Raw genomic sequence first — 14150 nt, forward strand, 5'->3', positions numbered from 1 at the left:
CCGGTTCCTTGACCGCCGCTGCCGTACGAGACCATCACAGCCGTCCACCGGTGCGCACGGGGTTCACCCCAATCGGTCCGCGAGCTGCCGGAACTCCGCCCACGACAGCCCCGGCCGCCGCGGGTCCCACAGCTTCTGCACGGTCGCCCGCAGCGGCAGCCGGATCCCGGCGGCGACCTGGTCCTGCGTCTGCGAACCGGCCAGGTCGCACCAGACGGCGAAGGAACCGCCGAGGATCTGCCCGTCGTACCGCTCCGGGACCGCCTGGGTGCCGCGCAGCACCCGGGGCGTCCACTGCTCGTAGATCCGCTGCCCGGTCGGGTAGACGAAGGTCTGCGGCTCGCCGAGGACGTAGTAGAGGAACTCGTCGTTGTAGTTGAGGACCTTCCGGCCCGCGTCCAGGTACTCCAGGGGCTCCCGGGCGCCGATCTCCTTGCCCGTCCAGTACGCCACCCGGATGTCGTCGGCGGGCGCCACCGACGTACCGGCGTAGAAGCCGTCGTTCCACGCGCGCGGGACGCGGCCCTGGGCGCGGACGGTCCTGGCGCGGTCGTTGAGCCACCCCGTCGCCAGGTCCGCGACCGTGGCCCCGGCCCCGAACCTCTTGCGCGCCGCCGCCGCGAGCTGCGGGTACGACGCCTGCGGATCGGCCGCCGTGAGCGCCCGGTACTCGTCACCGCCCAGGTGCCACTGCCCGCCGTGGAACAGCTCCGCGTACTCGGCGAGCAGCTCGTCCACGATCTTCGCCGCGCCCGGCTGCGAGATGTCCACGGCCCCGCGCGCCGCCCGCCCCCGCGCGTCCCGCAGCTGCAACTGCGGATGCGCCGCGATCACGGCGCCCAGATGCCCGGGCGAATCGATCTCCGGTACGACGGTGATGTGCCGCTCGGCCGCGAGGTCGAGGATCCGCCGGACCTCCGCCTTGGTCAGCCGGTCCCTGGAGACGACCTCCGGATGCCGGTCGGACGCGATCCGGAAGCCCTGGTCGTCGGAGAAGTGCAGCCCCAGCTGGTTGAACTTCAGGTCCCCCAGCTCCCGCACCCGGTCCTCGATCCAGGAGGCGGTGAAATGCTTGCGCGCGATGTCCAGCATCAGCCCGCGCTGCGCCTTGGCGGGCTCGTCCCGCACGACCCCCTCCGGCGCCGTCCCCCCGCCCCGGACCTCCTGCTTCAGCGTCCGGGTGCCGTAGAACACCCCCGCGTCACTCGGCCCGCTGATCTCCACCCGCCCGCCGCGCACGGTCATGGTGTACGACTCCGGCCCGGCCCCCTCGGCCCCGCCGAGCGCCAGCCGCACGTCCCCCGCCCGCGTGTCGCTCCGTTCCCCCGCGTACGTCAGCCCCAGCTCACCGGCTATCAGCCGCCCCTCGTCCGCCAGCGCCCCGTCCCCCACGACCACCCGGTGCCCCTTCGCGGGCCGCCACCCGGGCCCACGCGCCGGGGTGTGCTCCCGCACGGCGGGTATGGTGCGCGGCGCCTCGGAGAGCGGGTACGAGCGGCTGGGGCTGGGCGAGGGGGACGGCGACGCGCTCGCGGAGACATCCCCGGACGGACTCATCGCGGACCCGCCGCCCTCGTCGCCCGCCGTCGACCACAATCCGAGGCCCACCCCGGCCGCGATCACGGCGGCACCCGCGCCCGCCGCTATCAGCCCCTGCCTCCGTGTCCTGTTCGCCGCCGCCCGGCGCCTGTGCTGACTCACTCCGCCAACCTACGGCGGGAGGTGACGGCAAGCGTCCACCACACGTTCCGAAACTCTTCCGTCCGGGTGAAATTCGGGCATCCATCGGACACGTCATGACCACTCTCGATAACGTGACGGCACATCTCCCACACCTGCCCCTGCCGAAACCCGTGACGCCCACACACCTCCCCAAACAGCTCGCCATACCCGCGCTGGACCGCTTCAACAGCAGCCCCGCCGCCGACCTCCAGCGCACCCTCCTCACCTGCCTGCACAGCCACCGCTGGGCCCACCGCCTCACCACCCACCGCCCCTACCCCGACCTCGACTCCCTCCTCGCCGCCTCCGACGAGGCCGCCTACGACCTGACCCCGGCCGATCTGGCGGAGGCGCTGGCGGGGGAAACGTTGCCCTCGCTGCCGGAGGACACATACGACGCGGCATACACCGCGCTGAACGCCGCGTACGCGGCATACGAGGCGAAATTCGGGCACCTCTTCGTCATCCATGTGGGTGACATCCCCGCCGCACGGACCCTGGACCGGGTCCTGGAGGCCATCCGGTCACGCCTGGCAAACGATCCGGAGGAGGAACGGGCGGTCACGGCGGACGAACTCCGGCACCTCGCGAAGACACGGCTGAGCGACACCCTCAGGGGCGCGGGGCTGTAGTCGACGAGCGGCTACCGCCGCGCGGGCGCGATCAGCCACAAACGATCCGCACCCGACAGATAACCGGCGAATCCCCCATCCGCGTGCCAGTTTGATCACACCGCGAGACCCGGGCTAAGCCCAGCGCCAGCGCATGGCTACCATGCTGGGGGCCGGTGGACCGTACCCGGCCGGGCCCGACCGACCAGAAAAGCCGGCGCGGCCCCAATCCCCGCTCCCGGAGGGTTTTTCCGTGCCGGCTGGAACGCTGTACCGCGGCCGGGAAGGAATGTGGTCCTGGGTGGCTCACCGAGTCACCGGCGTCCTCATCTTCTTCTTCCTGTTCGTACACGTCCTGGACACGTCTCTCGTCCGTGTCTCCCCCGAGGCGTACGACGAGGTCGTGGCCACGTACAAGACGCCGATCGTCGCTCTGCTCGAGTACGGCCTCGTCGCCGCCATCCTCTTCCACGCGCTCAACGGTCTCCGCGTCATCGCCGTCGACTTCTGGTCGAAGGGCGCGCGCTACCAGAAGCAGATGATGTGGTCCGTCGTCGGCCTGTGGGTCGTGCTCATGGCCGGGGCGATCTACCCCGTGCTCGGCCACGCCGCTCGTGAACTGTTCGGGAGCTGACGCCCATGTCCACCACTGAGACCACCGCCACCGCCGTGGGCCCCGTCGAGGGCGCGCCCGTCTACAGCGTCGACAACCCGGCGCCGCTGATCGAGGCCCCGCGCCAGCGCACCAAGAAGACCCCCAGGTCCAGCCGCGGCAACTTCGAGATGGCCGCCTGGCTGTTCATGCGGCTGTCCGGCGTCGTGCTGGTCGTCCTGGTCATCGGCCACCTGGTCATCCAGCTGGTGCTGGACGGCGGCGTGTCGAAGATCGGCTTCGCCTTCGTGGCGGGCCGCTGGGCGAGCCCGTTCTGGCAGGTCTGGGACCTGCTGATGCTGTGGCTCGCCATGCTGCACGGCACCAACGGCCTGCGCACGGTCATCAACGACTACGCGGAGCGCGCGAACACCCGGCTGTGGCTGAAGGGCCTGCTCTATACGGCCTCGGTGTTCACCATCCTGCTGGGCACGCTGGTGATCTTCACCTTCGACCCGAACATCCGCTAGGCACGGGGCTGCGAGAATCATGAAGATCCACAAGTACGACACCGTCATCGTCGGCGCCGGTGGCGCGGGCATGCGCGCGGCCATCGAGTCGACGAAGCGCAGCCGCACCGCGGTGCTCACCAAGCTCTACCCCACCCGCTCCCACACGGGCGCCGCGCAGGGCGGCATGGCCGCCGCGCTGGCCAACGTGGAGGAGGACAACTGGGAGTGGCACACCTTCGACACGGTCAAGGGCGGTGACTACCTGGTCGACCAGGACGCCGCCGAGATCCTGGCGAAGGAGGCCATCGACTCGGTCCTCGACCTGGAGAAGATGGGCCTGCCGTTCAACCGGACCCCGAACGGCACCATCGACCAGCGCCGCTTCGGCGGTCACAGCCGCAACCACGGCGAGGCGCCGGTGCGCCGCTCCTGCTACGCGGCCGACCGCACCGGTCACATGATCCTCCAGACGCTGTACCAGAACTGCGTCAAGGAGGGCGTGGAGTTCTTCAACGAGTTCTACGTCCTGGACCAGCTGATCACCGAGGTCGACGGCGTCCGGAAGTCGGCCGGTGTGGTGGCGTACGAGCTGGCCACCGGCGAGATCCACGTCTTCCAGGCGAAGGCCGTGATCTACGCGTCCGGCGGCTGCGGCAAGTTCTTCAAGGTGACGTCGAACGCGCACACGCTGACCGGTGACGGCCAGGCGGCCGTGTACCGGCGGGGTCTGCCGCTGGAGGACATGGAGTTCTTCCAGTTCCACCCGACCGGCATCTGGCGCATGGGCATCCTGCTGACGGAGGGCGCCCGCGGTGAGGGCGGCATCCTGCGCAACAAGGACGGCGAGCGCTTCATGGAGAAGTACGCGCCGGTGATGAAGGACCTGGCGTCCCGTGACGTCGTATCGCGGTCCATCTACACGGAGATCCGCGAGGGCCGCGGCTGCGGTCCCGAGGGCGACCACGTCTACCTGGACCTGACCCACCTGCCGCCGGAGCAGCTGGACGCCAAGCTCCCGGACATCACCGAGTTCGCCCGCACCTACCTGGGCATCGAGCCGTACACCGACCCGATCCCGATCCAGCCGACCGCGCACTACGCGATGGGCGGCATCCCGACCAACGTCGAGGGCGAGGTGCTCGCGGACAACACCACCGTCGTCCCGGGCCTGTACGCCGCCGGCGAGGTCGCGTGCGTGTCGGTGCACGGCGCCAACCGGCTGGGCACCAACTCGCTGCTGGACATCAACGTGTTCGGCAAGCGGGCGGGCATCGCCGCCGCCGAGTACTCGCAGCAGGCGGACTTCGTCGAGCTGCCGGAGAACCCGGCGGAGTTCGTGCGGACGCAGGTGGAGAACCTGCGCAACTCCACGGGCACCGAGCGGGTGGCGACGCTCCGCAAGGAGCTGCAGGAGACCATGGACGCCAACGTCATGGTGTTCCGCACCGAGCAGACGATCAAGACGGCGGTCGAGAAGATCGCCGAGCTGCGGGAGCGCTACAGGAACGTGGCGATCCAGGACAAGGGCAAGCGGTTCAACACGGACCTCCTCGAGGCCATCGAGCTGGGCAACCTGCTCAACCTGGCCGAGGTCATGGCGGTCTCCGCCCTGGCCCGCAAGGAGTCCCGCGGCGGTCACTACCGCGAGGACTACCCCAACCGCGACGACGTCAACTTCATGCGCCACACCATGGCGTACCGCGAGGTCGGCGCCGACGGGTCCGAAACCGTCCGTCTCGACTACAAGCCGGTCGTCCAGACCCGCTACCAGCCGATGGAGCGTAAGTACTGATGGCTACCCCTGTTCTGGACAAGGCCGAGGCCGCGTCCGCGGCGTCCCCCTACATCACGGTCACCTTCCGGGTCCGGCGCTTCAACCCGGAGGTCTCGGCGGAGGCCACCTGGGAGGACTTCGCGCTGGAGATCGACCCCAAGGAGCGGGTCCTCGACGGCCTCCACAAGATCAAGTGGGAGCTGGACGGCACGCTGACCTTCCGCCGGTCCTGCGCCCACGGCATCTGCGGTTCGGACGCCATGCGGATCAACGGCAAGAACCGGCTGGCCTGCAAGACGCTGATCAAGGACATCAACCCGGAGAAGCCGATCACGGTCGAGCCCATCAAGGGCCTGACGGTCCTGAAGGACCTCGTGGTCGACATGGAGCCGTTCTTCCAGGCGTACCGGGACGTGATGCCCTTCCTGATCACGAAGGACACCAACGAGCCGACGCGCGAGCGCCTGCAGACCGCCGAGGACCGCGAGCGCTTCGACGACACCACCAAGTGCATCCTGTGCGCCGCGTGCACGTCGTCGTGCCCGGTGTTCTGGAACGACGGCCAGTACTTCGGCCCGGCCGCGATCGTCAACGCGCACCGCTTCATCTTCGACTCGCGTGACGAGGCGGGCGAGCAGCGGCTGGAGATCCTCAACGACCGGGACGGCGTGTGGCGCTGCCGTACGACGTTCAACTGCACGGACGCCTGTCCGCGCGGTATCGAGGTCACCAAGGCGATCGCCGAGGTGAAGAAGGCGCTCATCACGCGCCGCTACTGACACCCGTTCGGTACGTCCGTGAAGGGCCCGCTTCCCCCGGGAGGCGGGCCCTTCGGCGTGCCCGGGCGAAGGGGCGTGCCCTCCCGCCTAACCTGATGCCATGTCAGATGACGAGTCGTACGAACTGCTCGGGTTCGACAACGTGCTGCTGCCGGTCGGGGACCTGGGTCAGGCCGTGGAGTTCTACGAGCGCGCCGGGTTCTCGGTGGCGTTCCGGTTCGACGAGGCGGGGATCGCGCTGCTGAAGGTCGGCGGCGAGACGCCCGGGATCCTGCTGCGGCACGAGGAGGCGCTGGGCCACCGTCCGCCGCCGTGGGCCTCGCCCCGGGTGTGGCTGGAGGTGCCGGACGCGCGTGCGACGGCGCGGGAGCTGGCCACCGCGGGCATCGCGCCGCTGGACGAGCCGTTCCCGGCGGTCACCGGGTGGACGGTGGAGGTCGCCGACCCGTGGGGGAACGTCGTCGGCTTCACGGACTACTCCAAGCGCCCGGCGCTCGGGCGGAGACGGACGCATCCCGTGGCGTAGTGACGCAGCCCTCACTCCGAGGACCGCCCATTGAGTTGAACACGTTCAAAACTCGCTCTACAGTCATCCCTGTCAGCGTTTTGAACGCGTTCAAGAAGGGGTGGGGGCATGGACCGCACGGTCATCGCCTACGTCATCTACCTGGTCGTCAGCATCTCCCTGACGGTCTGGGTGGCCCGCACGCTCAGCCGCAACGGGCGGATCTTCCTCTCCGACGTGCTGCACGGCAACGAACAGCTCGCCGACGCCGTCAACCACCTGCTGGTCGTCGGCTTCTACCTCGTCAACCTGGGCTTCGTCGCCCTGTACCTGAGCGGTGACGAGACGATCACCGACACCCGCGGCATCTTCGAGACCCTGTCGACCAAGCTGGGCGTGGTGCTGCTGGTGCTCGGCGTGATGCACCTCGGCAACGTCTACGTCCTCAACAGGATCCGGCGCCGCGGGGTGATGGAGCGCGAGCAGGTGCCGCCGGTCGCGCCACAGGGCTGGGCCCAGGCATGACGGCCACGACGGCCCCGGACCGGGACGCCCGCGGTGTCCCGGTCCACCGCCTCACCGTCCTCTACGACGCCCGGTGCTCCCTGTGCGCCCATGTGCGCGACTGGCTCGTACGGCAGCGGCAGTTGGTGCCGCTGGACCTGGTCCCGGCGGGTTCCGGGGAGGCCGCCCGGCGGTTCCCGGGCCTCGACCAGCGCTCGACCCTCGACGAGATCACCGTCGTGGGCGACTCCGGTCAGGTCTACCGGTCGGCGGCGGCCTGGATCGTCGTCCTGTGGGCGCTGCGCGAGCACCGCCCCCTCGCCCACCGGCTGTCCACACCGACCGGGGCGGTCTTCGCGAAGGGCGCGGTCCTGGCCGCCGCCAAGTGGCGCGAGGCGCGGTGGGGCGGTGGGGCGTACCGGCGCGGGGAGGGCTGGGGGTACGACGCGAGCCGGGGCTGGACGTTCGACGGGCCGCGGTGCGACGACGGGTCGTGCTCGTCCGTCTAGCGTCGGCGTTTGGCTTGGCATGCACTCTTCCAAAATTCCGCTCAGGTGGGACGCTGCTGGACGGTTCGAACGCTCGGCTCCCCCCACCGCAGAAGGAGTACGCGTGAGAGGCATACCCCGCGTGTCCCGCATACCCCGCTCCCTCCTCGGCGCCCTGGTGGGCGTCACCGCACTGGTCACCACCGGCGCGCTCGCCACCCCCGCGGGCGCCGCCCCCACGCCGGGCCCCGGCACCGAGGTCAGCGCCGCCGCGCAGGAACGGGCCCGGGACTTCTGGACCCCGGCCCGGATGCGGGCGGCGGCGCCGCTCGATCTGCTCACCGCGGACGGGCACTTCGAGGGCGGCGCGGCACCGCGTACCGGCGCCCGGACGACCGTGGCGCCCACCGACGTCGGCGCCCAGGCCTTCCCCAGCGGCGGGGCCGCCTGGTCCGGCGGCGGGGCGGTCGTCGCCACGGCCGGACGGGTGTTCTTCACCTACCAGGGGCGTACGGCGTCCTGCTCCGGAAACGCCGTCACCAGCGCCAACAGGAGCACCGTGATCACGGCGGGCCACTGCGTGAAGCTGGAGGGCGCCTGGCACACCAACTGGGTCTTCGTCCCCGGCTACCACGACGGCCAGGCCCCACACGGCCGCTGGACCGCCACCAGGACGCTCGCCACACCCCAGTGGACGGCCAGCGAGGACATCAACTACGACATCGGCGCCGCGGTCGTCGCCCCGCTGGACGGACGGCCGCTGACGGATGTCGTCGGCGGGCAGGGGCTGGCCTTCAACACCGGCTACAACCTGCCGATGTACGCCTTCGGCTTCCCGGCCGCCGCCCCTTACGACGGCGAGAAGTTCATCCACTGCTCCGGCAACACCAGCCGGGACTTCCTGCTCTCCAACGACCACGGCATGACGTGCAACATGACCGGCGGTTCGAGCGGCGGCCCCTGGTTCACCCGGTTCGACGAGTCCACGGGCACCGGGCTGCTCTCCTCGGTGAACAGCTTCAAGTACAACTTCCTGCCGAACCGGATGTACGGCCCGTACTTCGGCACCGACGCCCAGAACCTCTACCAGGCCGCACAGTCGTCCTGAACTAGGCTCGCCCCGTGCCCGCGAAGAACGCAGAAGGCCCCGCAGAGGGTGCCGCGCCCAGCAAGTCCGAGCAGACCCGCGCCCTGATCCTGGAGACGGCGATGCGGCTGTTCCAGGAGCGCGGCTACGACAAGACCACGATGCGGGCCATCGCCAAGGAGGCGGGCGTCTCCGTGGGGAACGCCTACTACTACTTCGAGGGCAAGGAACACCTGATCCAGGGCTTCTACGACCGGATCGCCGCCGAGCACCAGGTGGCGGTCCGGGACGTCCTGGCCCGCGAGAGCGACCTGGAGGCCCGGCTCGCGGGCGTCCTGAAGGCCTGGCTGGACGTCGCCGGGCCCTACCACCAGTTCGCCGTCCAGTTCTTCAAGAACGCCGCCGACCCCGACAGCCCCCTCAGCCCCTTCTCCCCGGAGTCGGAGCACGCGCGCGTGGAGGCCATCTCGGTCCACCACGAGGTCCTCAGGGGCGCGACGAAGACCAAGGTCCCGGAGGAACTGCGCGACATCCTCCCCGAGTTGATGTGGCTCTCCCAGATGGGCCTCGTCCTGTACTGGATCTTCGACCGGACGGAGGGCCGGAAGCGGAGCTACCGCTTGGCGGAGAGGGGCGCCCGGCTGACCGCGCGGGGGGTGGCGCTGGCCCGGTTCCGGGTACTGCGACCGCTCGTGCGCGAGGTGCACGAGCTGTTCACGGACTTCCTGCCGGGGATGACGAAGGGGGGACCGGAAGCCGACCGGTCCCCCCGCCCGGAACGCTAGTTGACCGCGTCCACCTCCCCCTCCGAGACCTCCGTCAGCTCCACGTCGAAGACCACCGGCTCACCGTCCACGACCACGTGCCGTGCGCGTGAGCCGTGCCCCGAGGACGTCGCCGCGAGGACGTAGGAGCCCGGCGCCGGGACGGAGAGGATGTAGGAGCCGTCGGCCAGGGAGGTCACCCGGTCGAGCTGGCGTCCGCCCTTGGACAGCAGGGTGACCGAGGCGTCGGCCACCGGGTCGCCGTCGGCGGTGCGGATGAAGCCGTGGATCACCGAGGTGCCGCCGTCCTCGGCCGCGGCGGGCTCCTCGACCGCGTCCTCCCGGGGCTCCACCGCGAGGTGCGGCAGCCGCTTCTCCAGCCAGACCGGCAGCCACCAGTTGGAGTTGCCGAGCATGTGCATCGCGGCCGGGACCAGCGCCGTACGCAGGATGAACGCGTCCAGTGCGACCGCCGCGGCGAGGCCGATGCCCGCCATCGCGCCCTCCATGTCGCCGCTGAGGACGAACGCGGAGAACACACAGATCATGATGAGCGCGGCGCAGTTGATGACCCGGCTGGTCTCGGCGAGGCCCACCCGGACGGCACGGGCGTTGTCCCGGGTGTGCACCCACTCCTCGTGCATCCGGCTCACCAGGAACACCTGGTAGTCCATGGAGAGGCCGAACAGCAGGGACAACATGATGACCGGCAGGAACGCCGTGATCGGGCCCTCCTTGCCGATGCCGAGGAGTTCCGTGCCCCAGCCCCACTGGAAGATCGCCACCAGGACGCCGAAGGACGCCGCCGCCGCGATCAGGTTCATCAGCGCCGCCGTCAGCGGCACCACCAGGGAACGGAAGGCCACCAGGAGCAGCAGGAAGCCCAGCGCGATGATCGTCGCGATGAAGTACGGCAGCCGGTCGCCGGTCACCGACGCGAAGTCCTTGAAGACGGCCGTGACACCGCCGACATGGGCCTCGACGCCCGCGGACGGGATCACCTCGTCGCGCAGCCGGTCGATCAGGGCGTCCGTCTCCTCGGACTGCGGGGACGTCGTCGGCACCACGTTGATCACCGAGATGCCGTTCGCGGGCGGTACGGCGGCCACCTGGGCGACGCCCTCGGTGGACTCGATGCCGGAGACCAGGGAGGCGGGCGCCTCGCCCTCGACGACGACCTGGAGCGGCCCGTTGACGCCGGGGCCGAAGCCCTCGGCCAGCAGGTCGTAGGCCTGGCGGGTGGTCGTGGAGTCCTGGTGGTTGCCCTGGTCGGTGGCGCCGAGGCGGATCGACAGCACGGGCAGCGCGAGCACCGCCATGATGACGACGGCCAGTGTGGCGATGGAGCGCGGACGCTTCTGGACGGTCACCGACCAGCGCGCCGCGAGCCCGCTCGCCTCCTCCGACTCCGGTCCCGCCGCGGCCAGCTTCCGGCGCTGACGGCGGCTGAGCACCCGCATGCCGAGCAGGCCGAGGAGCGCGGGCAGCAGGGTGACGGCGGCCAGGACGCTGAGCACCACCGTGAGGGAGGTGGCGATGACGACGCCGTCCAGGAACCGCAGGTTCATCACCAGCATGCCCGCGAGCGCGATACAGACCGTGCCGCCCGCGAACAGCACCGCCCGGCCGGAGGTGTTGAGGGCGGTGACCGCCGCGTCCTCCGGCTGCGCGCCGCGCAGGATGCCGCGCCGGTGCCGGGTGACGATGAACAGGGCGTAGTCGATGCCGACGCCGAGGCCGATCAGCGAGCCGAGCAGCGGGGCCACCTCGGGCACGTTGGTGACATGGCTGAGCGCCATCGTGGCGAGCATGCCGGTGCCGACGCCCGCGATCGCCACCACCAGCGGCAGCAGCATCGCGAACAGCGAACCGAACGCGAGGAACAGCACGACCGCCGCGGCGACGATGCCGACCAGTTCGGCGGTGCCGGCGGGCGGCTCCTGGGTGCGGGCGATCGCCTGGCCGCCCAGCTCCACCTGCAGTCCGTCGCGTTCCGCGGCCCGCGCGGTGTCCACGACGTCCTCGATCAGCTCCTTGGGAATGGCGTTGGCCTGTTCCCGGAAGGTGATCTGGGCGTAGGCGATCCGCCCGTCCTGGCTGATCTGCGCGGCGCCCCGCTCACCCGCGTACGGGCTCGCGACCTCGCCGACGCCGTCCATGCGCCCGATCTCCTCGAGCGCGGGCTCCAGGCGGGACCGTACGTCCTCGTCGCGCACCGAGCCGTCCTCGGTCTTCCACACCACCGTGTCGGTGTCGCCCGCGCGCTCCGGGAACGCCTTCTCCATCAGGTCGTAGGCCGTCTTGGAGTCCGTGTTCGGCAGGGAGAAGACGTTCGCGTAGTCCGTTCCCGCCGTCGAGGCCGTGAAGCCCAGCCCGAACAGCGTCCCCACCCACAGCAACAGGACCACCAGCCGGTGCCTGAAACACCACCGTGCCAATGCCGCCACGTTCATCGCTCCTTCGATCCGGTTGGTCCCCCAGGTCCTGGCCAACAGAATTGGGGGCGGCACGCGCGCGTGGACACCTGGTGGGCATGACTCTCAAGGAACTCCAAAGCGAAGGCGGGGGCGACTGTCAGTGGGGCCGCCGATACTGGGGGCATGACGACGGTTCCCGGCACCGTGCTGGTCGTGGAGGACGAGGAGTCCATCGCGGACGTGCTCGCCATCGCCCTGCGCTACCACCGGTTCGAGGTGATGACGGCGGGCTCGGTCCGCGAGGCGCTGGCGCTCGCCGAGCGCACCCGGCCCGACGCCGCCCTGCTCGACGTCATGCTCCCGGACGGCGACGGCCGTGCCCTGGGGCGTGAACTGCGCCAGCGCCGCCCGGACCTGGCGCTGGTCTTCCTCACCGCGCGGGACTCACCCGCCGAGATCGTCGGCGCGCTCGGCTTCGGCGACGACTACATCACCAAGCCGTTCAACATCGACGAGGTCGTCGCCCGGATCACCGCGGTGCTGCGCCGCACCCGCCCGGCCGACGTCCTCCCCCAGCGCCCGCCCCTGCGGTACGGCGATCTGGAGCTGGACGAGACGACGTACTCGGTGCACCGCGCGGACAAGACGGTCCAGCTCACCCCGACCGAGTACGCGCTGCTGCGGTTCCTGGTGCGCAACGGCGGCCGGACCGTGTCCAAGGAGCAACTGCTGCGGCACGTCTGGCAGTACGAGCACGCACCGGCCGAGTCGACCGTCGTGGAGACCTACATCAGCTATCTGCGCCGCAAACTCGACGCCCTGGGCGCGCCGGTGATCACCACCCGGCGCGGGGTGGGATACGGGCTCGCGTGACCGGCGTACGGCTGCCGCTGACGGGCTGGCGCAGGCGCTGCCGACGCCACGGGCTGCACTCGCTGCGCGCCAAGCTGACGCTGACGAACGTGGCGCTGCTCGCGCTGGGCATCGTGGTGGCGACGGCGGTGAGCCTGGTGGGCATGCGGCACTATCTGCTGTCGCAGATCGACAGCGAGCTGTCGGAGATGCGGCAGTCCCTGAGCGGGCTGGCGCTCACCGAGGAGCAGATCGACTCCTTCAGCGCGCTGTCGCTGGTGCGGGAGCGGATCCAGCCGCCGACGTCCGAGGACCGGCCGCGGCCCGACTCGGTGGTCACCGCCGTCGACGGGGGCGGACGGGTGCGGGAGTTCGCCGGGTTCGCCCCGAGCGACACCCAGCGCGCGCTGGCCGCCGCGGTGCACGACCCGCGCGCGCTGGCCGCGGACCGCGATCCGCGGGACATCACCGTGCACGGCACCCCCTACCGGGCCACCGCGACCCGGCTCGCCGACGGCACCCACATCCTGATCGCCAGCTCCACCGAGGCCCTGCACACCGGCGTGGCCAAGGCGCTGAAGCTGGATCTCGCCGTGGGCACGGCGCTGCTGGCGCTGCTGGCCTGGCTGACGATGGTCAGCGTGGGGCGGCGGATGCGGCCCCTGGAGGACATGGTGGAGACGTCGTCGGCGATCGCCGAGGGCGACCTGACCCGCCGGGTGCCCTCGAGCCGCGACCCCACCCTGGAGGTGGAGCAACTGCGGGTGGCGCTGAACTCCATGCTCCACCAGGTGGAGTCGGCGTACCGCACGCGCGAGCGCAGCGCGACCCAGCTGCGCCGGTTCGTCGCGGACGCCTCGCACGAGCTGCGCACCCCGCTGTCCGCGATACGCGGCTATCTCCAGCTGTACGACAAGGGCATGCTGAGCGACCCGGACGACCGCAAGCGGGCCTGGGCGCGGGTGATGGCGGAGGCGGACCGCATGGGGCGCCTGGTCGACGAGCTGCTCACCCTGGCCCGCCTGGACCAGCAGCCCGAACTGCGCTTCCGCAACGTCGACCTGAGCCGTCTGGTGCGCGAGGCCAGCGAGGACTTCCGCGTCCAGCAGCCGGGGCGCCCCGTCACCGTCGACGCCGAGGGCTCCCTCCTGGTGCACGCCGACGAGTCCGGCCTCCGCCAGATACTCGGCAACCTGCTGGGCAACGTCCGGGTGCACACCCCCGTCGACGTCCCGGTACGCCTCGGCGTCGAACGCGCCGCCGACGGCCGCGTCCACCTCTACGTCGCCGACGAGGGCCCCGGCCTCTGCCCCGAGGACGCCGCCCGCATCTTCGACCGCTTCTTCCGCGCGGGCGGCGCGGCGGGCAGCGGCCTGGGCATGGCCATCGTGCAGGGCGTCGTACGGGCCCACGGGGGCCGGGTGGAGGTACGGACGGCACCGGGGGCGGGGTTGAGGGTGACGGTCACCTTGCCGGTGGGGGCGGGGGCGGGGCGTTCGTAGCCGCACAGCTACATAGCCGCATAGCCGCATAGCCGCGGGCA

At 70.8% G+C, this 14150-nt stretch carries 15 protein-coding genes; 13 read left to right on the forward strand and 2 right to left on the reverse strand.

The features are described 5' to 3' along the window. Positions 1–63: 63 nt before the first annotated feature. Complete coding sequence (locus ACFVQG_RS21275; RefSeq protein WP_383385599.1) at positions 64–1557, reverse strand: glycoside hydrolase family 20 protein; 1494 nt, start codon at positions 1555–1557, stop codon at positions 64–66. On the opposite strand from ACFVQG_RS21275, the gene ACFVQG_RS21280 reads away from it, so the two are divergent. From ACFVQG_RS21280 to ACFVQG_RS21330, 11 genes are all read left to right on the forward strand, one after another. Then, positions 1463–1696 carry a hypothetical protein gene (locus tag ACFVQG_RS21280; protein ID WP_383385613.1) on the forward strand — a complete coding sequence of 78 codons (234 nt, stop codon included), beginning with the start codon at positions 1463–1465 and terminating at the stop codon, positions 1694–1696. The two genes, ACFVQG_RS21275 and ACFVQG_RS21280, sit on opposite strands and share 95 nt — an antisense overlap. Before the next feature lie 100 nt (positions 1697–1796). Then, a complete protein-coding gene (locus ACFVQG_RS21285) occupies positions 1797–2354 on the forward strand; it encodes a 2-oxo-4-hydroxy-4-carboxy-5-ureidoimidazoline decarboxylase (protein WP_383385368.1) in 558 nt (185 codons plus the stop codon). Positions 2355–2586: 232 nt separating this feature from the next. Further along, complete coding sequence (gene sdhC / locus ACFVQG_RS21290; protein WP_383385370.1) at positions 2587–2967, forward strand: succinate dehydrogenase, cytochrome b556 subunit; 381 nt, start codon at positions 2587–2589, stop codon at positions 2965–2967. 5 nt (positions 2968–2972) lie between these two features. Beyond that, entirely contained in the window at positions 2973–3455 is a 483-nt protein-coding gene (locus ACFVQG_RS21295; RefSeq protein WP_383385373.1) for a succinate dehydrogenase hydrophobic membrane anchor subunit, read from the forward strand. Positions 3456–3474: 19 nt separating this feature from the next. Then, entirely contained in the window at positions 3475–5229 is a 1755-nt protein-coding gene (gene sdhA / locus ACFVQG_RS21300; RefSeq protein ID WP_383385376.1) for a succinate dehydrogenase flavoprotein subunit, read from the forward strand. Continuing rightward, the gene (locus ACFVQG_RS21305; RefSeq protein ID WP_383385380.1) at positions 5229–5990 is read left to right on the forward strand and encodes a succinate dehydrogenase iron-sulfur subunit; all 762 of its coding nucleotides are present in this window, start codon (positions 5229–5231) and stop codon (positions 5988–5990) included. Before sdhA ends, ACFVQG_RS21305 begins: the two co-directional genes overlap by 1 nt. A 100-nt stretch (positions 5991–6090) precedes the next feature. Next, positions 6091–6516: a VOC family protein gene (locus ACFVQG_RS21310; RefSeq protein WP_383385383.1), complete on the forward strand. Its 426-nt coding sequence runs from the start codon at positions 6091–6093 to the stop codon at positions 6514–6516. A gap of 108 nt (positions 6517–6624) precedes the next feature. Beyond that, entirely contained in the window at positions 6625–7020 is a 396-nt protein-coding gene (locus tag ACFVQG_RS21315) for a hypothetical protein (protein WP_383385386.1), read from the forward strand. Next, entirely contained in the window at positions 7017–7508 is a 492-nt protein-coding gene (locus ACFVQG_RS21320) for a thiol-disulfide oxidoreductase DCC family protein (RefSeq protein WP_383385389.1), read from the forward strand. Before ACFVQG_RS21315 ends, ACFVQG_RS21320 begins: the two co-directional genes overlap by 4 nt. Before the next feature lie 103 nt (positions 7509–7611). After that, positions 7612–8595, forward strand: coding sequence for a trypsin-like serine peptidase (locus ACFVQG_RS21325; protein WP_383385392.1), 984 nt, complete (start codon positions 7612–7614; stop codon positions 8593–8595). 14 nt (positions 8596–8609) lie between these two features. After that, a complete protein-coding gene (locus ACFVQG_RS21330) occupies positions 8610–9359 on the forward strand; it encodes a TetR/AcrR family transcriptional regulator (protein ID WP_383385394.1) in 750 nt (249 codons plus the stop codon). On the opposite strand, the gene ACFVQG_RS21335 is transcribed toward ACFVQG_RS21330, so the two are convergent. Continuing rightward, positions 9356–11791: an MMPL family transporter gene (locus ACFVQG_RS21335; RefSeq protein WP_383385397.1), complete on the reverse strand. Its 2436-nt coding sequence runs from the start codon at positions 11789–11791 to the stop codon at positions 9356–9358. The genes ACFVQG_RS21330 and ACFVQG_RS21335 overlap by 4 nt on opposite strands. A 147-nt stretch (positions 11792–11938) precedes the next feature. On the opposite strand from ACFVQG_RS21335, the gene ACFVQG_RS21340 reads away from it, so the two are divergent. Together ACFVQG_RS21340 and ACFVQG_RS21345 are read left to right on the forward strand one after the other, a co-directional pair. Then, a complete protein-coding gene (locus ACFVQG_RS21340; protein WP_383385400.1) occupies positions 11939–12628 on the forward strand; it encodes a response regulator transcription factor in 690 nt (229 codons plus the stop codon). Then, positions 12625–14109, forward strand: coding sequence for an ATP-binding protein (locus tag ACFVQG_RS21345; protein ID WP_383385403.1), 1485 nt, complete (start codon positions 12625–12627; stop codon positions 14107–14109). Before ACFVQG_RS21340 ends, ACFVQG_RS21345 begins: the two co-directional genes overlap by 4 nt. The last annotated feature ends 41 nt before the right edge of the window (positions 14110–14150 follow it).

It is taken from the genome of Streptomyces sp. NPDC057877 (assembly GCF_042796855.1).
GTDB lineage: Bacteria > Actinomycetota > Actinomycetes > Streptomycetales > Streptomycetaceae > Streptomyces.

Excerpts from the sequence above, each read along its gene's own strand:
- ACFVQG_RS21280 (WP_383385613.1), top strand. The coding sequence starts at position 1,463 with ATGGTGCGCGGCGCCTCGGAGAGCGGGTACGAGCGGCTGGGGCTGGGC.
- ACFVQG_RS21275 (WP_383385599.1), bottom strand. The coding sequence starts at position 1,557 with ATGAGTCCGTCCGGGGATGTCTCCGCGAGCGCGTCGCCGTCCCCCTCG.
- ACFVQG_RS21285 (WP_383385368.1), top strand. The coding sequence starts at position 1,797 with ATGACCACTCTCGATAACGTGACGGCACATCTCCCACACCTGCCCCTG.
- ACFVQG_RS21295 (WP_383385373.1), top strand. The coding sequence starts at position 2,973 with ATGTCCACCACTGAGACCACCGCCACCGCCGTGGGCCCCGTCGAGGGC.
- sdhA (WP_383385376.1), top strand. The coding sequence starts at position 3,475 with ATGAAGATCCACAAGTACGACACCGTCATCGTCGGCGCCGGTGGCGCG.
- ACFVQG_RS21305 (WP_383385380.1), top strand. The coding sequence starts at position 5,229 with ATGGCTACCCCTGTTCTGGACAAGGCCGAGGCCGCGTCCGCGGCGTCC.
- ACFVQG_RS21310 (WP_383385383.1), top strand. The coding sequence starts at position 6,091 with ATGTCAGATGACGAGTCGTACGAACTGCTCGGGTTCGACAACGTGCTG.
- ACFVQG_RS21315 (WP_383385386.1), top strand. The coding sequence starts at position 6,625 with ATGGACCGCACGGTCATCGCCTACGTCATCTACCTGGTCGTCAGCATC.
- ACFVQG_RS21320 (WP_383385389.1), top strand. The coding sequence starts at position 7,017 with ATGACGGCCACGACGGCCCCGGACCGGGACGCCCGCGGTGTCCCGGTC.
- ACFVQG_RS21335 (WP_383385397.1), bottom strand. The coding sequence starts at position 11,791 with ATGAACGTGGCGGCATTGGCACGGTGGTGTTTCAGGCACCGGCTGGTG.
- ACFVQG_RS21340 (WP_383385400.1), top strand. The coding sequence starts at position 11,939 with ATGACGACGGTTCCCGGCACCGTGCTGGTCGTGGAGGACGAGGAGTCC.